The 20263-nt window shown below is 60.3% G+C and carries 19 protein-coding genes; 16 read left to right on the forward strand and 3 right to left on the reverse strand.

Features of this window, described 5'->3' with window-relative positions:
* Positions 1 to 109 precede the first annotated feature (109 nt).
* The 3 genes from ACY8FN_RS07410 to ACY8FN_RS07420 all read left to right on the forward strand — a co-directional run bounded on the left by ACY8FN_RS07410 (position 110) and on the right by ACY8FN_RS07420 (position 3806).
* A complete protein-coding gene (locus ACY8FN_RS07410) occupies positions 110 to 1309 on the forward strand; it encodes an acetate kinase (protein ID WP_101325750.1) in 1200 nt (399 codons plus the stop codon).
* Between the two features lie 141 nt (positions 1310 to 1450).
* Positions 1451 to 2692: a mechanosensitive ion channel family protein gene (locus ACY8FN_RS07415; protein ID WP_463099622.1), complete on the forward strand. Its 1242-nt coding sequence runs from the start codon at positions 1451 to 1453 to the stop codon at positions 2690 to 2692.
* Positions 2693 to 2879: 187 nt separating this feature from the next.
* Positions 2880 to 3806, forward strand: a complete 927-nt coding sequence (locus ACY8FN_RS07420; protein WP_101319518.1) for a L,D-transpeptidase family protein — start codon at positions 2880 to 2882, stop codon at positions 3804 to 3806.
* Between the two features lie 68 nt (positions 3807 to 3874).
* Here the strand turns inward: ACY8FN_RS07420 and ACY8FN_RS07425 are convergent, their stop codons facing one another.
* On the reverse strand, positions 3875 to 4768 hold the full coding sequence (locus tag ACY8FN_RS07425) for a VirK/YbjX family protein (protein ID WP_463099623.1): 894 nt from the start codon (positions 4766 to 4768) through the stop codon (positions 3875 to 3877).
* A gap of 327 nt (positions 4769 to 5095) precedes the next feature.
* On the opposite strand from ACY8FN_RS07425, the gene putP reads away from it, so the two are divergent.
* The 10 genes from putP (at position 5096) to rpoS (ending at position 13525) form a co-directional block, all read left to right on the forward strand.
* Positions 5096 to 6613 (forward strand): sodium/proline symporter PutP, encoded by a 1518-nt coding sequence (putP, locus tag ACY8FN_RS07430; protein ID WP_042021438.1) that lies wholly within the window; start codon positions 5096 to 5098, stop codon positions 6611 to 6613.
* Positions 6614 to 6820: 207 nt separating this feature from the next.
* Positions 6821 to 7138, forward strand: coding sequence for a cell division protein FtsB (ftsB, locus tag ACY8FN_RS07435; protein ID WP_463099624.1), 318 nt, complete (start codon positions 6821 to 6823; stop codon positions 7136 to 7138).
* Positions 7131 to 7823 (forward strand): 2-C-methyl-D-erythritol 4-phosphate cytidylyltransferase, encoded by a 693-nt coding sequence (gene ispD / locus ACY8FN_RS07440; protein WP_463099625.1) that lies wholly within the window; start codon positions 7131 to 7133, stop codon positions 7821 to 7823. The genes ftsB and ispD overlap by 8 nt, the downstream gene beginning before the upstream one ends.
* Positions 7824 to 7936: 113 nt before the next feature.
* Positions 7937 to 8413 (forward strand): 2-C-methyl-D-erythritol 2,4-cyclodiphosphate synthase, encoded by a 477-nt coding sequence (ispF, locus tag ACY8FN_RS07445; RefSeq protein ID WP_101325746.1) that lies wholly within the window; start codon positions 7937 to 7939, stop codon positions 8411 to 8413.
* Positions 8413 to 9471, forward strand: coding sequence for a tRNA pseudouridine(13) synthase TruD (gene truD / locus ACY8FN_RS07450; RefSeq protein WP_101319506.1), 1059 nt, complete (start codon positions 8413 to 8415; stop codon positions 9469 to 9471). Before ispF ends, truD begins: the two co-directional genes overlap by 1 nt.
* The gene (gene surE / locus ACY8FN_RS07455) at positions 9452 to 10198 is read left to right on the forward strand and encodes a 5'/3'-nucleotidase SurE (RefSeq protein WP_463099626.1); all 747 of its coding nucleotides are present in this window, start codon (positions 9452 to 9454) and stop codon (positions 10196 to 10198) included. Before truD ends, surE begins: the two co-directional genes overlap by 20 nt.
* 7 nt (positions 10199 to 10205) lie before the next feature.
* Positions 10206 to 10823 (forward strand): protein-L-isoaspartate(D-aspartate) O-methyltransferase, encoded by a 618-nt coding sequence (locus ACY8FN_RS07460; RefSeq protein WP_101319502.1) that lies wholly within the window; start codon positions 10206 to 10208, stop codon positions 10821 to 10823.
* Entirely contained in the window at positions 10820 to 11401 is a 582-nt protein-coding gene (locus ACY8FN_RS07465; RefSeq protein WP_162515476.1) for a YqaA family protein, read from the forward strand. The genes ACY8FN_RS07460 and ACY8FN_RS07465 overlap by 4 nt, the downstream gene beginning before the upstream one ends.
* A gap of 9 nt (positions 11402 to 11410) precedes the next feature.
* Positions 11411 to 12481 (forward strand): peptidoglycan DD-metalloendopeptidase family protein, encoded by a 1071-nt coding sequence (locus ACY8FN_RS07470; RefSeq protein WP_101348118.1) that lies wholly within the window; start codon positions 11411 to 11413, stop codon positions 12479 to 12481.
* 45 nt (positions 12482 to 12526) lie between these two features.
* Positions 12527 to 13525 carry an RNA polymerase sigma factor RpoS gene (gene rpoS, locus ACY8FN_RS07475; protein ID WP_042021453.1) on the forward strand — a complete coding sequence of 333 codons (999 nt, stop codon included), beginning with the start codon at positions 12527 to 12529 and terminating at the stop codon, positions 13523 to 13525.
* A 125-nt stretch (positions 13526 to 13650) separates the two neighbouring features.
* Here rpoS and ACY8FN_RS07480 read toward each other — a convergent pair whose 3' ends face one another.
* Positions 13651 to 14688: an alkene reductase gene (locus ACY8FN_RS07480; RefSeq protein WP_463099627.1), complete on the reverse strand. Its 1038-nt coding sequence runs from the start codon at positions 14686 to 14688 to the stop codon at positions 13651 to 13653.
* A gap of 200 nt (positions 14689 to 14888) precedes the next feature.
* On the opposite strand from ACY8FN_RS07480, the gene ACY8FN_RS07485 reads away from it, so the two are divergent.
* A complete protein-coding gene (locus ACY8FN_RS07485) occupies positions 14889 to 15455 on the forward strand; it encodes a TetR/AcrR family transcriptional regulator (RefSeq protein WP_068977724.1) in 567 nt (188 codons plus the stop codon).
* 106 nt (positions 15456 to 15561) lie between these two features.
* Here ACY8FN_RS07485 and ACY8FN_RS07490 read toward each other — a convergent pair whose 3' ends face one another.
* Complete coding sequence (locus ACY8FN_RS07490) at positions 15562 to 16515, reverse strand: LysR family transcriptional regulator (RefSeq protein ID WP_463099628.1); 954 nt, start codon at positions 16513 to 16515, stop codon at positions 15562 to 15564.
* A gap of 155 nt (positions 16516 to 16670) precedes the next feature.
* On the opposite strand from ACY8FN_RS07490, the gene aguA reads away from it, so the two are divergent.
* Both aguA and ACY8FN_RS07500 read left to right on the forward strand, forming a co-directional pair.
* Positions 16671 to 17768 carry an agmatine deiminase gene (gene aguA / locus ACY8FN_RS07495; RefSeq protein WP_463099629.1) on the forward strand — a complete coding sequence of 366 codons (1098 nt, stop codon included), beginning with the start codon at positions 16671 to 16673 and terminating at the stop codon, positions 17766 to 17768.
* A gap of 291 nt (positions 17769 to 18059) precedes the next feature.
* Complete coding sequence (locus ACY8FN_RS07500) at positions 18060 to 19778, forward strand: amidase (RefSeq protein ID WP_463101140.1); 1719 nt, start codon at positions 18060 to 18062, stop codon at positions 19776 to 19778.
* Positions 19779 to 20263: the final 485 nt, after the last annotated feature.

The following is a 20263-nucleotide window of genomic DNA, read 5'->3' on the forward strand; positions in this document are numbered from 1 at the left end:
TTGGGCGCACACCCTCCTGCGACCATAAGCCCCCGGCAGGGGAATCCCATCCTCTTTTGGATGACACGACACTGTCGGCATAAAGCCGAAGCACAGGAAGATGTAGAACATGAGCAAGTTGGTATTGATCCTTAACTGCGGTAGCTCTTCCCTGAAATTTGCCGTAATGGACGCCGAAACAGGTGAGGACATGCTGTCCGGCCTGGCCGAATGCTTCAATCTGGATGATGCACGTATCAAATGGAAACTCCACGGGGTCAAGGGCGAAGCCATGCTGGGAGCGGGTGCCGCTCACCAGGCCGCCCTCGACCATATCGTGGGTCACATCCTGCCGCAGGATCCGACTCTTACCGAGCAGCTGGTGGCCATCGGTCACCGCATCGTGCACGGTGGCGAGCAGTTCTCCCGCTCCGTGCGTATTGATGACGGCGTGATCGCCGGTATCGAAGCCGCCATTCCGTTCGCCCCGCTGCACAACCCGGCCCACCTCATCGGCATTCGTGCCGCGCTGAAGGTGTTCCCGCAGCTGTCCGAGAAGAACGTGGCCGTATTCGACACCGCCTTCCACCAGACCCTGCCGCAAGAGGCTTACCTCTACGCGCTGCCGCACAAGCTTTATCGTGAACACGGCATTCGTCGTTACGGCGCCCACGGCACTTCCCACCGCTATATCGCGGAAGAAGTGGCCAAGGAGCTGGGCAAGCCGTTGCATGAACTGAACATCATCAACTGCCACCTGGGCAACGGTGCCTCTGTTTGCGCCATCAAGAACGGCGAGTCTGTTGACACCTCCATGGGTCTGACTCCGCTGGAAGGGCTGGCGATGGGTACCCGCAGTGGCGATATCGATCCTGCTGTGGTGTTCTTCATGCACGACCAGCTCGGTTACAGCGTGGACGAGATTAACCATGTCCTGACCCGCGAATCCGGTCTGTTGGGTCTGACTGAAGCGAGCAGTGACTGCCGCTATGTCACCAGCAACTACGCCACCGATGCCGGTGCCAAGCGTGCGCTGGATGTGTTCACCTACCGTGTTGCCAAGTATGTCGGTGCCTATGCTGCCGCCATGGATGGTCGTCTGGATGCCCTGGTGTTCACCGGCGGTATCGGTGAGAACGCCGCCATGGTGCGCGAGATGGTGCTGGCTCGTCTGGCCCTGTTCGGCTTCAAGGTGGACCAAGAGGCCAACAACGCCGCGGTACTGGGTGGCGAAGGTCGCATCACCACCGCCGACAGCCGTTGCGCCCTGGTGATCCCGACCAACGAAGAACTGGTCATCGCCCGCGATGCCCTGAGCCTGGTCTGCTAAGTCAGCCTCGCTTTGAAACAACGCCCGGCCTGTGCCGGGCGTTGTCGTTTCTGGCGTTCGCCGATTTGACTTGGGGGAGGGGAGCGGTACCCTGACCCCACTGTTTTTGCAGCCAGCGGCTGCCAGGTTCGGGAGAGAGCAATGAAAGAGGCGTTTTTTAACTGGTTGTCGGGCCTCGGGGTGGAAGTGACCAACCTGATGGCGCTGGTGATCGCGCTGGGTTTTATCGTCATCACCTCGTTGCTGCTGCACATGGTGCTGCACCGGGTGTTGCTGGTGCGGCTGGTGGGGCTCCTCGGCAAGGCCAAGCAGGTGTGGCTGCCGCCCGAGCTGCAACAGCGCCTCTTCAACCGGCTCGCCTTCGTGCTACAGGGGGCCGTGCTGCTTGGTCAGGCGGAGATCTGGCTGCCGCGCAGCTCAGATAGCCTCAAGCTGATCGAGATGGTGGCGCAGTTTTGGATCCTGCTGTTCCTGTTGCTGGCCTTCTTCGCCCTGCTTGACTGTGTATTGTCGGTGAGCCGCTATACCCGGCTAGGCCGTGATTTACCCCTGCGCGGCATCTTCCAGGGGGCCAAGCTGGTAGGCAGCATTCTAGTGGGCATCCTGATGATCGCCCTGCTGCTCGGCAAGTCGCCGTTGTTCCTGTTCAGCGGTCTGGGTGCCATGACCGCGGTGCTGATGTTGGTGTTCAAGGACCCCATTCTCGGGCTGGTGGCGGGGATCCAGCTCTCCGCCAACCGGATGCTGAGTGTCGGCAACTGGCTGCAGATGGATAAGTACGGCGCCGATGGCGAGGTGACCGACATCGGCCTCACCACGGTCAAGGTGTCGAACTGGGACAAGACCATCACCACCATTCCCACCTATGCGCTGATCTCGGATTCTTTCAAGAACTGGCAGGGGATGACCGAATCGGGCGGCCGCCGCATCAAGCGCAGCGTCAATCTCGACATGACCAGCGTGCGCTTTCTGACTGCCGATGAGCAGTTGCAGCTCAAGCAGGCGCAACTGCTGGCGCCCTATCTGAGCCGCAAGGAGCAAGAGCTGAGTGCTTACAACCAGCAACTGAGCGATGCCTTGAGCTGCCCCATCAATGGTCGTCACCTCACCAACCTAGGTACCCTGCGCGCCTATCTGGATGCCTACCTGCGTGCCCACACCGGCATTCGCAAGGAGATGACCCTGATGGTGCGCCAGCTGGCGCCCACTTCCGACGGCCTGCCGCTGGAAATTTACTGCTTTACCGCGACCACCGCATGGGCCGATTACGAAGGGATCCAGGCCGATATTTTTGACCATATCTTTGCCGTCATTGAGCAATTTCATCTGCGGTTGCATCAATCTCCTACAGGTTACGACATGCGTGGCTGGCAACGGGGATAAGCAAGGAAACCGGGCGGGTCGAGGATGCGGAAAAATCCATATATTAATCATCGACCCATCGCTACTTGTCGGTTGAAATTTGCCGTGCAGAGGAGAAAAATGGCGGCCTTCTCTTCGCGCCCCTGATCCTCCGCTGATCAGCCGTTAGCCCTGAGATGTCACTTCAAGTCACCATCATGGGAAAGTTATGAAGATCCTTCGCAATAGTGTGGCAACACTCTGCTACAGCCTGCTGCTGACCGCTGCGCCGGTTTTCGCTGTTGAATATGTTCTGCCGGCGGCCAACAGCCGTCTGGTGGGTGAAAATCTGCAATACGTGGTGACGGCCGAAGAGAACGGCCAGCCGCTGGAGGCCATTGCGGCCAAATTCCAGTTGGGGCTCACCAACATGACCGAAGCCAACCCCGATGCGGATCCTCTGCTGGTGCAGGCTGGTCAGAAGCTGGTGATCCCCCAGCAGCTGATCCTGCCGGATGCGCCGCGGGAAGGGTTGGTGCTCAACGTGGCCGAGATGCGCCTCTACTACTACCCCAAGGGTAAAAAAGTGGTGGAAGTGCTGCCCATCGGCATCGGCCAGCTCGGCACCGACACCCCGGAGAACTGGGTGACCAGCGTGCAGCGCAAGAAGGCGGGCCCGACCTGGACCCCGACCGCCAAGATGCATGCCGAATATGCCGCCAATGGCAAGAGTCTGCCTGCGGTCTGGCCGGCGGGTCCTGACAACCCCATGGGGCTGTTCGCGCTCTATATCGGCAAGATGTACGCCATCCACGGCACCAACGCCAACTTCGGCATCGGCCTGCGGGTGAGCCACGGTTGCGTGCGTCTGCGTAACGACGACATCGCCTACCTGTTCCAGCAGGTACCGGTCGGCACTCGCGTTCAGTTCGTCAACCAGCCGATCAAGGCCTCTGTGGAACAGGATGGTCACCGTTATCTGGAAGTGCACCAGCCGCTTTCGCGCAGCGAGGAGGAGTTCAACTCCAAGCTGCCGGCGCCGCTGCCGATGACCCCGGCGGTAACTCGCTTCATTGCTCACGCCGACAGCGACTCCCAGCTGGTGAAACAGGCGCTGGAGCAGCGCAACGGCATGCCGATGGCGATCAACCGCTAAGGCCGATCCCCGTCATGAAAAAGGGCGAACAGCATGCTGTTCGCCCTTTTTGTTTCTGCTGGCCTGACTCAGCTTGGCAGCAGATTTGCCTGCAGCTCGCTGCCGAGCTGATCGAGCAGCTGATAGCGCCCCTTGTAGCTGGCCCGCTTGCGGGAGGGGATCTCCTCCAGCGTCTTGCGGGGCACCTCCAGCGGCAGGCTCAGCCAGAGTTCATCCTGCACGCAGCCCTGATGCTCCTGCCACAAGCCGTCGAGATCAAACTTGACCCGATCGGCGGTGCGCTTGCTGCTCTGGTAGATGTGGCTCTGGGTGCGGATCCCGAGCAGACTCTTGCAACCTAACCCCCGGGCCAGCTCGGCGGCCATATAGACCAGCAGGGACATGGGGCGCAGCCCGCCGCAGGCCTTGGTGACCTGCTTGATCTCCTCGCCCAGCCCCTTGCCGCCCTGCAACGAGCAGATCTCGAGGGTCGGGGTCGGTGCGGGGCACAGATTGAGGGCCATGTAATAGAGCGCCGCGTCACCCAGCTTGAGGGTCAGGCTCATCTCCCCCTCTTTACCCATGTGGGTTTGGTAATCCAGTTGCAGGATCAGCGGTGCTGTCAGCTTGTCGCTCTGCCACTGGGCCAGCAGCAGGCCGCGCCCGCTGTAGATTGCCAGTTGTTGCGCTTTGGGCAGTTGGCGGGCCAGTTGCTGGTAGTGATCGCTGATAAGCCCGGCGCGCAGGCGCTTGCTTAGCCCCTTGTGGCGATAGGGGTGGATCGGCTTTTCCAGAATATCGGGGAAGCGGCTGATCGCCTGTGCCAGCAGCGGCTGCTCCTGTTGCTGGCGATAGAGGGCGCGGGTGCCGGAATTGAGCCAGAGACGCCCCACATACTTGGCCCGTCTGATGAGGTGACCTGATTCTTCCACCGGATGAAGGCGGCGGGCGAGGGTTCGCAGGTGTGACAGATGAGATGACATGGTGCCGACCTCTGGCTGGAATGGCGTAAACAAGGCGGCGAGTGTAGGAGCGGACGAGAGAGATGTAAAAAGCTGGAGAGTAACAAAATGTGAAAATATAACGCTCAATAGCCGCTGACGCGGCGATATGGCCACCACTGCCACGGCAGAAAATCTGGCGCCATCCTCTTGATGCGGCAGATGATTTGATGCGCAAAGGTTTTTATTGTGTTTTGTGTTTGTTAAAAATGGTTGAGCTGGCGCGAACGGCTGATTAAGCTAGGCCGGTTTTTTAGGGATGAGCCCGTCACCAGAGCGGGCAGAAATTGACACAAAACGGAGTTTTGCATGACAGCTAGCACACCCATGTTAATCACCTTCCTGGTGTATATCCTCGGAATGGTGTTGATCGGCTTCGTCGCCTATCGCGCCACCCGCAACTTTGATGACTACATTCTTGGCGGCCGCCGGATGGGGAGCTGGGTCACCGCCCTCTCTGCCGGTGCCTCCGACATGAGCGGCTGGCTGCTGATGGGCCTGCCCGGCGCCGTCTTCGTCAGCGGCATCTCCGAGAGCTGGATCGCCATCGGTCTGGTCATCGGCGCCTACCTCAACTGGCGCTGGGTGGCGGGCCGCCTGCGGGTACATACCGAGAAGAACCGCAACGCCCTGACCCTGCCGGACTACTTCACCTACCGTTTTGAAGATCACAGCAAGGTGCTGCGGATCCTCTCGGCGCTGGTGATCCTGCTGTTCTTCACCATCTATTGCGCCTCCGGCGTGGTGGCCGGTGCCCGCCTGTTCGAGAGCACCTTCGGCATGGATTACAACACCGCCCTCTGGGTCGGTGCCGCCGCCACTATCACCTACACCTTCTTCGGCGGCTTCCTCGCGGTGAGCTGGACCGATACGGTACAGGCGACCCTGATGATCTTCGCCCTGATCCTGACCCCGGTCTTCGTCATCATCGCAGTCGGCGGGGTGGACAGCGCCATGATCGAGGTGGCCGCCAAGAGCGCCACCAACCTCGACATGTTCAAGAATCTGGATGTGATCGCCATTGTCTCGCTGATGGCCTGGGGCCTTGGTTACTTCGGTCAGCCCCACATTCTGGCCCGTTTCATGGCGGCGGATTCCCACCACTCCATGGCCAATGCCCGCCGTATCAGCATGACCTGGATGGTGTTCTGCCTCGCAGGCGCGGTGGCCATCGGCTTCTTCGGGCTAGCCTATTTTGCCCGCTTCCCGGAAGTGGCGGCTGGAGTGACCGGCAACCCGGAGCGGGTCTTTATCGAGCTCTCCAAAATCCTGTTCAACCCCTGGATCGCCGGTGTGCTGCTCTCCGCCATTCTGGCGGCGGTGATGAGTACCCTGAGCTGCCAGTTGCTGGTCTGCTCCAGCGCCATCACCGAGGATCTCTACAAGCCGTTCCTGCGCAAGAATGCCTCCCAGCGTGAGCTGGTGTGGGTGGGGCGCCTGATGGTGCTGCTGATCTCGGTGATTGCCATCGCCGTCGCCATGAATCCGGAGAACCGGGTGCTGGGGTTGGTGAGCTACGCCTGGGCCGGTTTCGGTGCCGCCTTCGGCCCCGTGGTGCTGCTCTCGGTGCTGTGGCCGCGAATGACCCGCAACGGCGCACTGGCAGGTATGCTGGTCGGTGCCATCACCGTCATCGTCTGGAAGCAGTTCGGCTGGCTGGGGCTGTATGAAATCATCCCGGGCTTCCTGTTTGCGCTGCTGGCTATCGTGGTGGGCAGTCTGCTGAGCGAAGCGCCATCAAAAGCGATGCTGGAGCGTTTCCGCGAGGCAGAGGAGGAGTTTAATACCCCTGCCGAGAGCGTGGGAGAGCCGGTCGCGGTCAACTGAACTGGTTAATCCCGCTCTGATAAAGAGCCCCGCCCCGGATGAGGTGTGCCCTGGTTGGCCATCCTTGTACCGGTTTGGCGGGGCTTTGTGCTATCTGATTCACTCTTGGGCACTTTTTTCTGTTCGGCCGGTGGCTCAGGGGTGCTGGCTTTCTTTTGTCTTGCCACCGAATATGGGACACTAGGCCGCCTGAAGGAGACCTAGTGCATGCGGCTATTCACCCTGATCCTGATCCTCCTGCTGGGGGGACTGCAATATGACTTCTGGCTGGGGAAGAACGGGCTATCCGATTATCAGAACCTGTCGGAGGCCATCTCGCAGCAACAGCGGGACAACCAGACTCTCAAGGATCGTAACGACCTCATCTACCGCGAGATAGATGATCTCACCTCTGGCCTTGCGGCCATCGAGGAGCTGTCGCGCAACGATCTGGGTTACATCAAGCAGGGGGAGACCTTCTACCGGATCATCCCCAAAGAGAAAGACAAAGAGACAGCGCCGGACGATGAGCCCTACGATGACTGATGCCAGCCGGGTATCCGGCCTGACGGCTATCGTCCCTGCCGCCGGCATCGGTAGCCGAATGGGGGCCGATTGCCCCAAGCAGTACCTGCCACTGGCGGGTAAAACCATTCTCGAACATACCCTGGCGCGGTTGCTCTCTCACCCCGCCATCACACAGGTGATAGTGGCGCTGGCGCCCCATGACCGCTGGTTCGAGGCCCTGCCCGTGGCGGCTGACCCGCGCATTGTGCGGGTAGAGGGAGGCGCCGAGCGCGCCTTTTCTGTCCTCAATGGTCTTCATGTGGCGCAAGGGGAGTGGGTGCTGGTGCACGATGCGGCTCGCCCCTGCCTGACCCACGGCGATCTCGATGCGCTGATTGCCGCAGCCATGGGCTGCGGTGGCGCCATTCTTGGCAGTCGGGTGCGCGATACCATGAAGCGCTCAGATGGCGAGGGCAATATCATCGCCACCGTCGAGCGCGAGCAGCTCTGGCATGCCCTGACGCCGCAGATGTTCCCGACCCGCACCCTGCAACGGGCGCTGGAAGAGGGATTGCTGCTGGGGGCCACCATCACCGATGAGGCGTCCGCCATGGAGCGCGCCGGATTCACCGTGCGGATGGTGGAGGGGCGCGCCGACAATATCAAAGTGACCCGGCCGGAGGATCTCTCTTTGGCGGGGTTGTTTCTAAGCCAGCAGGCATAAGCCATTTTTGCAAGCGCAGTGACTAAAGGAGCTGACATGGTCCGGATTGGACAGGGTATTGAGGTGCACCAGTGTGACGGGGGCCTTCCCTGCATGTGTGGAGGATGCCAGGTATGATGCGTATTGGTCATGGTTTTGATGTCCACAAGTTTGGCGGGGAAGGCCCCTGCATGCTGGGCGGGGTGCCGGTTCCCTACGAACAGGGATTGATTGCCCACTCCGACGGTGACGTGGTGCTGCACGCGGTAAGCGATGCCCTGCTGGGGGCCATCGGTGCCGGTGACATCGGTCGCCACTTCCCCGATACTGCCGCCGAGTTCAAGGGGATCGACAGCCGTATCCTGCTGCGGGACGTGTTTGCCCGGGTACAGAAGGCGGGTTATGCCATCGGCAATCTGGATGTCACCATCATCGCTCAGGCTCCCAAAATGGCTCCCCATATCGACGCCATGTGCGCCGTGCTGGCCGCTGATCTGCAATGTGATTTGAATCGGGTGAACGTCAAGGCGACCACCACCGAACAGCTTGGGTTTACGGGGCGCAAGGAAGGGATCGCCACCGAAGCCGTCGTCCTACTGGTGAAACAATAATGCTGGAACAACTTGCCTATCTGCACGGGGCACCCACTGCCCGCGGTATCCTCAAGGCTGAGGCAGCCGATTTCGTAGTGAATGAAGATCTTGGTTTCGAGCCCTGCGGGGAAGGGGAGCATATCTTCGTCCGGGTGCGCAAAACCGGCGAGAACACTGCCTGGGTGGCAGGTCTGCTGGCCGATGCGGCCGGGGTCAACCGCAATGCGGTGAGCTGGGCGGGCCTCAAGGATCGCCACGCGGTCACCGAGCAGTGGTTCGGCATTCACCTGCCGGGCAAGGCTGAACCGGACTTGTCGGTCATCGAGAGTGCCAGTATCAAGATCCTGCAAGCCAAGCGCCACAACAAGAAGCTGCGGGTGGGTTACCTCAAGGGCAACCACTTCACCCTGCGCTTGACCGGTGTCAGCCAGGCCGAGGCGCTGGAAGATCGCCTGCAGGCCATCGCCACTGAGGGCGTCCCCAATTATTATGGTGAGCAGCGGTTTGGCCGCGATGGCAACAATCTGGAAGCGGCCAAGGCGATGTTCGCTGGCAAGCGGATCAAGGATCGCAACAAGCGCTCCCTCTACCTCTCTGCCGCCCGCAGCATGCTGTTCAACGCCATTGTCAGCGCCCGCATCGAGCAGGGGCTGGCCCATCAGCTGCTGGCCGGTGATTGCGTGATGCTCAAGGGCAGCCACTCCATCTTCAGCGAAGAGAGCGTCACCCCTGAGCTGGCGGCCCGCCTCGCCTCCGGCGACGTACAGCTCACCGCACCCCAGTGGGGCCGTGGCCGTCTGGCCAGCCAGGGCGCCGCTGCCGAGTTTGAACAGGCTGTGTTGGCCCCGTATGCCGAATGGTGTGATGGGCTGGAGAAAGCCGGGCTGGATCAGGATCGCCGCCCGTTGCTGCTCAAGCCGGAGCAGATGAGCTGGCAGCTGGATGGCGAGGCGCTGACCCTCTCCTTCTTCCTGCCGGCAGGCGCGTTTGCCACCAGCGTGGTGCGCGAGTTAATGCTGGCCGAAGAGGCCGATCATGGTTTCAGGAATCAGACCGATGCGAATTCTGGTCAGTAATGATGATGGTGTACATGCCGAGGGCATTGCTGCCCTCAGCGAGGCGCTGCGCGCCTGTGGTGAGGTCATTGTGGTGGCGCCGGATCGCAACCGCAGCGGCGCGAGTCACTCCCTGACGCTGGAAGTACCGCTGCGGGTCACCCGCCTCAACGAAAGCGGTTACTATGCGGTGAAGGGCACGCCGACCGACTGCGTTCATCTGGCGGTCAACGAGCTGGTGCGCCCGGAGCCGGACATGGTGGTGGCTGGCATCAATCACGGCGCCAATCTGGGGGATGATGTCATCTACTCGGGGACGGTCGCAGCGGCCACTGAGGGGCGCCATCTTGGCTACCCCTCCATCGCCATTTCGCTGGTGGGCAAGACTCACTTCGCCACGGCGGCCCACTATGCGGCCCTGCTGGTGAAGGGGCTGATGAAGCACCCGCTGCCTGCCGATCAGATCCTCAACGTCAACGTGCCGGACTTGCCCCTCGCGCAGATCAAGGGGATCAAGACCACCCGCCTTGGCAATCGCCACCGGGCGGAGTCGGTGATCCGCACCGAGGATCCCCGTGGCCAGCCGATCTACTGGATTGGCCCGCCAGGCAACCAGCAGGATGCTGGAGAAGGTACCGACTTTGCTGCCATCGAGCAGGGTTATGTCTCGATTACTCCCCTGACCATCGATATGACTGCCTATGACAGTCTCGCCGGTCTGGGAGCCTGGTTAGATCTGCAGGGATGAGGGTGGTGTGATAGTACAGCGCCTGTTAAATCAGCTTATTGCGCAGGATATTCGTGATTTTCGCGTGCTGGCGACGATTGCGAAAGTGCCGCGCCAGCTGTTTGTGGATGAAGCCATGGCGCACAAGGCGTGGGACAACACGGCGCTGCCCATTGGCCACGGTCAGACCATTTCGCAGCCCTATATGGTGGCGCGAATGACCGAGTTGCTGATGCAAAATAATCCGGCCCATGTGCTGGAGATCGGCACTGGCTCCGGTTACCAGACGGCCATTCTCGCCCATCTGGTGGAGCATGTTTATACCGTGGAGCGGATCAAGTCGTTGCAATTTTTGGCCAGACGCCGATTGCGCCAGCTCGATCTGCACAATGTCTCGGCCAAGCACGGCAACGGCTGGCTGGGGTGGGCCAACAAGGGACCTTATGACGCCATTTTGGTGACGGCTGCGGCGAGTGAAATTCCGACCGCGCTGACCGACCAGCTGGCTGAGGGTGGCCGACTGGTATTGCCGGTAGGTGACAGCCAGCAAACCTTGCAATTGATTGAACGGTCCGGCTCCCAGTTGACCAGTCGTATTCTGGAGCCGGTCCGTTTTGTTCCCCTGATCGACGGAGATGTTGAGTGAAGTTGTTTTCCCGTTTGTATGTATTGGTAATGCAGTGGGCGCGCCACAAGTATGCCCCCTGGTATCTCTCTATTATCGCCTTTATCGAGTCGGTGTTCTGGCCGATCCCGGTGGATGTGATGCTGGCGCCGATGGCGCTCGCCAAGCCGAACAAGGCGTGGCATTACGCCGGATTGGCGACCTTATTCTCGGTGCTGGGTGCCCTGTTCGGCTATGCCCTGGGTTACGCCCTTTGGGATCCGGTGGTAGAACCGCTGGTGGCATCGGTTGGCTATCAGAGCAAGATCGAGATCGCCCGCCACTGGTTTGAACAGTGGGGTATCTGGGTCATCTTCATTGCCAGCTTCACCCCCATTCCTTACAAGGTGTTTACCGTGACGGCAGGGTTGTTGCAAATGGCTCTGCTGCCCTTCATCATCACCTCCCTCATCGGTCGTGGCATGCGTTTCTTTCTGGTTGCGGGCCTGATGCGTTGGGGTGGTGAAAAGATGGAACGCAAACTGATGCACTATGTAGATGTGCTCGGTTGGCTCTGTATTGGTCTGGCCGTTGTGGCCTATTTCTGGTTTAGTCGTTAAGGATCCATTATGCGTTCGCCTATTTGGCAAGGAAGCTGTGTTGTGGTGTTGTCATGGCTGTTGCTTGCCTGCGCTTCCAGTAAAACGGCAGCTCCAGTGGACGGTGTCGGTGATGATCAGTTCGTCTCGACCATCCCGGCTCGCCAGGGTGGAGTTCAAGGGGGAGCCCCCATTCAGGGTGGCGGCTATGTGGTCAAGAAAGGGGATACCCTTTACTCCATTGCCTTCAATTCCGGTAGCGATGTCCCCTCGCTGGCCAGTCTCAACAACATCAGCCCCCCCTATAACATCTATCCGGGTCAGCGGCTGCGGTTTGATTCATCCAGCTCTGTAACCACATCCAGCAGAAGTGCCAGCACCTATGAGGTTCGTCGGGGCGATACCCTGAGCAGTATCGGCCGCCAGTTTGGTATGGCGCCGCAAACACTGGCACAGAGCAACAACTTGAGTGCCCCCTATGCGTTGCAGCCGGGTCAGGTGCTTAACGTCCAGTCTGCTGGTGGTGGTTCGACCCAGATGGTCGCGGCGACTCGTCCGGTAACTGTGACGCCGGTAGCAGTGAGCCAGCAGAGCAGTGGGCCACGTCCGCTGGCTGAGCCAAGTGGGTCAGGTCAGACCACGCCATTCATTTCGCAGAAATCCGTTGCTCCGGCAGCACCGAAAGAATACGCTCAGGTCAAAGAACAAAAAACAAGCAACTCCCAGTCGAAACTTGTTTGGCACTGGCCTGCAAAAGGCCGGATCGTCGAGGGTTTCTCTGTTGCAGAACAGGGTAACAAGGGGATCGACATAGCAGGCCAGAAGGGGCAACCCGTCTACGCGGCCAGCAGCGGCAAGGTGGTATACGCCGGTAGCGCTTTAAGGGGGTACGGCAAGCTGATCATCCTCAAGCATGATGATGACTATCTCTCCGCCTACGCTCACAACGATGAGTTGCGGGTGAAGGAAGGGGATAGCGTCAAGGGGGGCTCGGTGATTGCCAACATGGGTAGCACGGACGCGCCGGATGTGCGATTGCATTTCGAGATCCGGTACCGGGGCAAGTCGATCAATCCGATGAGCTATTTGCCAAAGCGTTAACCCCAGAGGTCGAGTCTTACTCTGGTAACGTCAGGGAGACACACCATGAGCCAAGAACAACTGGTAATGCAGGATGCAGAGTTAGAGTTTGACGCTGAGTCTCATTCCCATGAGGATGACGATGAGGTAGAAGCAGAAGGGTTGCAGGAGGTCACTGCCGAGGCAGAAGAGACGATCTCCGATGAGTTGCTGGCACCGGAACTGAACAAGGTGATGGATGCCACGCAACTCTATCTGGGGGAGATAGGTTTCTCCCCGCTGCTTACTGCCGAAGAGGAAGTCTACTACGCCCGTCGTGCCTTGCGGGGTGACAAAGCAGCCCGCAAGCGCATGATCGAGTCCAACCTGCGTCTGGTGGTGAAAATCGCCCGTCGCTACAACAACCGCGGCCTGGTGCTGCTGGATCTTATCGAAGAGGGCAACCTCGGTCTTATCCGTGCGGTCGAAAAGTTCGACCCCGAGCGCGGCTTCCGTTTCTCCACCTATGCCACCTGGTGGATCCGCCAGACCATAGAGCGGGCCATCATGAACCAGACCCGCACCATTCGCTTGCCCATTCATGTGGTCAAGGAGTTAAACGTTTACCTGCGCACCGCGCGCGAGCTCTCCCATCGTCTCGATCACGAACCCACAGCCGAGGATATTGCCTTTGCACTGGATCGTTCGGTTGCCGACGTGAACCGCATGCTCAAGCTCAACGAGAAGATCACCTCGGTGGATACTCCCATCGGCGGCGATCGCGACAAGGCGCTGCTGGATGTTATCTCCGACGAGCGTGGCATGGGGCCTGAACTGGAATCCCAGGATGACGACATGCGCGCCAGCATAGTGCACTGGCTGGAAGAGCTGAATCCCAAGCAGCGTGAAGTGCTGGCTCGCCGTTTCGGCCTGCTGGGCTATGAACCTGCCACCCTTGAGGATGTGGGGGCCGAGATTGGCCTGACCCGTGAGCGGGTGCGCCAGATCCAGGTCGAGGGGCTGCGCCGTCTGCGGGAGATCCTGCTGAGCCAGGGGCTCTCCATTGAGGCCTTGTTTCGCACCTGATTTCGCACCTGAGCAGGTTGCCGTGATGGCAAAAAATGGCTGAACGGTAGAACAAGTAGATAGCACGAGGGGAGCAACAGCTCCCCTCGTTTTTTATTGCCTGTCGTCTGGCGATGGCTGCGCGATTATACCAGCTCAGCCAGCATGGTGTCGGCGTAGGGCACCAGCGCTTCGCCCTTCTTCACCTTGGTGAGGTAGTCCGGGTTGGCGATAAGCGGACGACCGATGGCCACCAGATCGAAGCGGTTGGCCTCGATGGCCACGGCGGCGCGCTCGGCGTCGTAGTTGCCCACTCCGACCAGATTGCCCTTGTAGTTGGCGCGCAGATAGTCGGAGGCGCGGCCACCCAGATAATCGAAGGTGAGGTTGTCATCGAAGATGCCGAGGTGGATATAGGCCAGCGGGCGATCGTTGAGCTTGGCCAGCAGATGGTCGAACACGGCGCGATCTTCCGGGCTGCCCGCCAGATGGACATAGGCGCCGGGGGAGAGGCGCAGGCCAACCCGATCACCGCCGATGCGGGCGCTGATGGCATCGACCACTTCCAGCGCGAAACGGCTCATCTTTTCCGGGCTGCCGCCGTAGTTGTCGCTGCGCAGGTTGGTTGAGTGGTGCAGGAACTGGTCGATCAGGTAGCCGTTGGCCCCGTGGATCTCCACCCCGTCAAAACCGGCCTCGATGGCGTTGGCACCGGCAGTCGCGTAATCCTCTACCAGCTGGACGATGTCGGCTTCGGTCAGGGCGCGCGGCACCAGATAGGTCAGCTCGCGCATGCGCGGCATGGTGCCCTCATGGGCCACGGCAGAGGGGGCCAGCACTTCACCCTGATGGAAGAAGGGGTGAGAGAGGCGACCGACGTGCCACAGCTGGGCGAAGATCTTGCCGCCCTTGGCGTGCACGGCGCTGGTTACCTTCTTCCAGCCATCGATCTGTGCCTGGGTGAACAGACCCGGGGTATTGGGATAGCCCTGCGCATCGGGGCGAATGATGACGGCCTCGGAGACAATCAGGCCGATGTCGGCGCGGCGGCCGTAATAGGCAGCCATCTGCTCGGTCGGCACCAGACCAGGGCCTGCCATGCAGCGGGTGAGCGGGGCCATCATGAAGCGGTTGGCCAGGGTCAGAGTGTCATTAAGGCGATACGGCTGAAACAGGGTATTCATGATAGGTTGTCCTGAATGGGTTATTCTTGAACGTGCATTCAAGACGTTTTTTGCGTCGGGTGCAAGCTTTTTTTGAATGCACGTTCAAGAAGGTTGGCCCGAGCGGGCGGCTGGGGTAAACTTGCCGCCCTTTCCAGCCACTCTTTAATCGGCGGGCCTTGTTGCCCCTTGCCGGTGAACCATTTCCCACGGGAGGAACCATGCGCATAGCCGAGTTTGATCGGGACGAGGTGCTGCGAAATGCCATGGAAGCGTTTCGCGCCAAGGGATACGCCAAGACCACCATGCAGGAGCTGGTGGCCGCCACCGGCCTGCATCCGGGCAGCATCTACGGCGCTTTCGGCAACAAGCGCGGCCTGCTGCTGGCGGCGGTGGATCACTATGTGGAGGGTAAACGCACCCTGCGCCGCTCACTGCTCGACAACCCGAGCCCGCTGGCGGGCCTTGCTGCCTATCTCGACCGGATTGTAGGGGAGGCGCTCTGCGGCTCATGTCTGGTGACCCGTACCATGATGGAGCTGAGCGAGCAGGATGAAGAGCTGACCCAGCGGGTCAAGGTCATCTATGGCGAGCTGGAGCAGGATCTGGCCGAGTTGCTGACGCAGGCGCAGGCAAAGGGTGAACTGGCCCCGGATAGTAATATCCGCACCCTCACCGCCTTGCTGCTGATCAACCTGCAAGGGCTGGTCACCTTCGCCCAGTGCCGCCCCGACCGTCCCCTGCTCGACGACGTAGTCGCCCAGCTGATGCGGGCCCTGCGGGCGTAACGCGATACAGCAGAAACAACAGTGGCTCCCTCGGGAGCCACTGTTGTTTCTGGTCTCAGCCCTTGCCGGGCTTCTCCATCAACCTTGGGTGCCAGACGCAGCGGTCTTACCTCGGCCCCACCAGCTCTTTCATCAAATCTTTCAGCCACACCAGTGCGGGTTGTTGCGCGTGAACGGGGTGCCAGACGCAGTTGAGGTGATAATCCGGCACATCTTCGGGCAGCGGCAGGCTTTTCAGCGGCCAGTGGGTGGCGAGCAGTTCGGCCACCATGCTGGGCAATACCAGCAGGTGATCGCTCTGGCTGACGATGGCGGCGGCGGACATATAACTCTGGCTGTTGACCGAGATGGTGCGGCTAAAGCCCTGACTCTTCAGATAGCGGTCGAGACTCGCCTCCGAGGTGCCGAGCGGCGAGTGGAACACATGGGGCATGGCGATCAGCTGCTGCAAGGTGATGCGCTCCTGCCATTGGGAGGGGTCATCCTCGGCGCCAGCGGGGGCCGATTTGGCAATGGGCAGATCGGCGCGCACCAGCCCGGCCAGCGGCTCGGTGAGCCAGGTCTCCTTGCCGAGATACCCCGGCACCTGCATGTACTCATCAAACCCCAGCACCAGATCGATCTCGCCGCTCGCCAGCTCGGCTTCCGGCAGGGTGTCGCGCAGGATGCGGATCTCGATGGTGACCCCCGGCGCCAGCCGTCTGAGCCGCTGAATAAGCGGCGGGATCAGCACGCACTCCACGTAATCTGTGGTGCAGAGCACGAAACGCCGTTTCGACTGGCTCGGCTCAAACTCCTCCTCTTCGCTGAGTTGCTGCTCCAGCAGCCGCAGCGCCTGCTGCACCCCGAGATGCAGCCGCTGGGCGCGCGGGGTCGGCAGCATCCCCTGCGGGGTGCGCACCAGCAGCGGGTCGCCGATAAAAGTGCGCAGTCGGTTGAGCGAGTGGCTCATGGCGGGCTGGCTGATAAAGAGCGTTTCGGCGGCGCGGGTGACGCTCCCTTGGGTCATCAGGGCGTCAAAGGCGAGCAGCAGATTGAGGTCGAGCTGGTGCAGTTTCATTGGGGGATTATTCGCCGTGTTTATGGGACAATCCATCCTATTCATTTGATGGATAGGGGCGCAACTTCTTACACTGCGACCCACTGTTATTTTTCAGGGTTTCCGCGCCATTTTGGGCGTAAATGGGGGCCGCAATCCATGCAAGGAGCCTTGCGATGAGCATCAAGACCATGAACACCACACCGGCCGCTGACGGCTTCACCATGCCCGCCGAGTGGGCGCACCAGCAGGCCGTCTGGATGATCTGGCCGTTTCGCCCTGACAACTGGCGTGAAGCCGGTCGCTTCGCCCAGCCCACCTTTGCCAAGGTAGCCGATGCCATCGGCGGTGCGACCCCGGTCTTTATGGGGGTGCCAGCCCGGTTTATGGAGCAGGCCCGTGCCACCATGCCCGCCCACGTCACTCTGGTCGAAATGAACAGCGATGACTGCTGGGCCCGCGATACCGGCCCCACCATAGTCACCAACGCAGCTGGCGAGTGCCGTGGGGTGGATTGGGGCTTCAACGCCTGGGGCGGCCACAAGGGCGGTCTCTACTACCCGTGGAATCAGGATGAGGAAGTGGCGGCCCAGATGCTGGCCCAGCACGGCATGGCTCGTTACGACGCGCCGCTCATTCTGGAAGGTGGCTCCATTCACGTCGATGGCGAAGGCACCTGCCTGACCAGCGCCGAGTGCCTGCTCAACGAGAACCGCAACCCGCACCTGAGCAAAGCGCAGATCGAAGCTTATTTGCGCGACTATCTGGGCGTCACCAGCTTTATCTGGCTGGACGAAGGCGTTTACATGGACGAAACCGATGGCCACATCGACAACATGTGCTGCTTCGTGCGTCCGGGTGAAGTGGCCCTGCACTGGACTGATGACCAGAACGATCCCCAGTACGCCCGCTCCGTGGCCGCCCTCAAGGTGCTGGAAGCGGCGGTCGATGCCAAGGGTCGCAAGCTGAAAGTGTGGAAGCTGCCCCAGCCGGGCCCGCTCTACTGCACCGAGGAAGAGTCTGCTGGCGTCGAGAGCGGCAGCGGTGTGCCGCGCGAGGCAGAAGGCCGTCTGGCCGGTTCCTATGTGAACTTCCTGATCACCAACGATCGCATCGTCTATCCGCTGCTGGATGCCGCCACCGATGGCGAAGCCCAGCGCATTCTGGAAGAGATCTTCCCCGAGCACACTGTCATCGGCGTACCGGCCCGCGAGATCCTGCTGGGCGGTGGCAATATCCACTGCATTACCCAGCAAATCCCCTCTGGCAAGTAAGAACCGGATGACGATCCTGCTGCGAGGCCGTGATCAAGGCTCATGTGCTGCTCGCTTATGTGGAACAAACGGCTCATGTATTCACATACGCTCCGGTTCCTGTGCTGATCTTCACCGAGCTTCCGGCCTCTCGCGACGGGTCGTAAACCGGTTTACGCCAGCAGTGGTTGGTATTCAAAACCCCACGCAGTGGGGTTTTATCTCTTGATGGTGTGATGATCGCAGGCGCTGATGCGGCGATCATCATGACAAACAGTCACCCTTTTACAGGAGATCCCCATGATCGCCAAAATGGTAGATGTCACCGAGGTTTCCATTGCCGAGCTGCGTGCCGCGCTCGAATCAGGCCGCACCACAGCGGTCGAACTGGTCAAGGCCTATCTGGCCCGGATCGAGGCCTACAACGGCCCCGAGACCGCCACCAAACTCAACGCCGTGGTGGTCGCCAATCCCGATGCGCTGAAAGAGGCGCAAGATTCTGATGCCCGCCGTGCCCGTGGCGAGACCCTGAGCCCGCTGGACGGCATCCCCTACACCGCCAAAGACAGCTATCTGGTCAAGGGGCTGACCGCCGCCTCCGGCAGCCCGGCTTTCAAGGATCTGGTGGCCCAGCGCGATGCCTTTACCGTTGAACGCCTGCGCGCCGCCGGTGCCATCTGCCTTGGCAAGACCAATATGCCGCCGATGGCCAATGGCGGCATGCAGCGCGGCGTCTATGGCCGTGCCGAGAGCCCCTACAACGCCGACTACCTGACTGCGCCGTTTGCCTCCGGCTCCTCCAACGGCGCCGGTACTGCCACCGCCGCCAGCTTCTCCGCCTTCGGTCTGGCGGAAGAGACCTGGTCGAGCGGCCGTGGCCCTGCATCCAACAACGGCCTGTGCGCCTACACCCCGTCCCGTGGCGTGATTTCGGTGCGCGGCAACTGGCCGCTGACCCCGACCATGGATGTGGTAGTGCCCTACGCCCGCACCATGAATGACCTGCTGGAAGTGCTCGACGTAGTGGTGGCCGACGATGCCGATACCCGTGGCGATCTGTGGCGCATGCAGCCCTGGGTGCAGCTGCCCAAGGCCTCCGAGGTGCGTCCGGCTTCCTATCTGGAGCTGGCTGCCAAGGCCGATGCCCTCAAGGGCAAGCGCCTCGGCGTGCCGCGCATGTTTATCAACAAGGATGAACTGGCCGGCACCAGCGAAAACCCCGGCATCGGCGGCCCGACCGGTCAGCGTATCCACACCCGCGAGACCGTGATCGCCCTGTGGGAGCAGGCCCGTCAGGCGCTGGAAGCCGCTGGCGCCGAAGTCATCGAAGTGGACTTCCCGCTGGTCTCCAACTGCGAAGGGGACCGACCCGGCGCGCCGACCGTGTTCAATCGCGGTATCGTGTCACCGGAGTTTCTCAACGACGAGCTGTGGGAGCTCTCCGGCTGGGCGTTCGACGACTTCCTGCGCGCCAATGGCGATCCCAAGCTTAAGCAATTGGCCGATGTGGATGGGCCGAAGATCTTCCCCCACGATCCGGGCACCTTGCCGAACCGCGAGGGCGATCTGGCGGCGGGCATGGACGAGTACGTCAAGATGGCCAAGCGCGGCATCAAGCGCTTTGACGAGATCCCCACAGTGCCGGACGGCCTGCGTGGGCTGGAGCAGACCCGCAAGCTGGACCTGGAGGACTGGATGGACGGGCTCAAGCTCGATGCCGTGCTGTTCCCGACCGTCGCCGACGTCGCCCCGGCTGATGCGGATGTGAATCCAGCCTCCGCAGATATCGCCTGGAGCAACGGCATCTGGGTTGCCAACGGCAACCTCGCCATTCGCCACCTCGGCGTGCCGACCGTCACCGTCCCCATGGGCATCATGGCCGATATCGGTATGCCGGTGGGCCTGACCTTCGCCGGTCGCGCCTATGACGACAACAACCTGCTGCGCTTTGCCTCGGCCTTCGAGTCCACCGGCAGCAAGCGTATGGTGCCGCCGCGCACGCCGCCGTTGGGGTCTGTACGATCGTTGTGAGTTAAATCCTTTAGGTTCGCCCGAGGATAAAATAAAAACCACCAATGCAATCAAGCTTGGGGAGTGTTGGTGGTTTTATCTCAACTATCATTTTTTTATATATATCCAGACCGGTGTAATTTATCTAAGAGCCTTCTCTGTACTGTATTGAGCATGTTGTGAAGAAGTAACAAAATGAGATAATTACGTTACTTGAGAGAGCGTAAAAATATCCCCTCACTTGAATTGCTACTCATATGTAAATAGTGTAGAAACGATTTAAACTGATATTTTTATTGTTGGCTGGCTCTATAAATATCAGATTTAAATTCTATTGATAATATATTGTGGAGCGATAAAATGACACCAAAAAGGAAATGTGGACCTAAGATAAATATAACTACAGAAAAAGGATGGCCTTTTAAAGTAGAGATTATAAATGGGCGATATCACCTTAGAGGATATGGTTCTTCATCATCAAAATGTAATGACTACATGATAAAAGA

Source organism: Aeromonas sp. 160P (genome assembly GCF_055193095.1).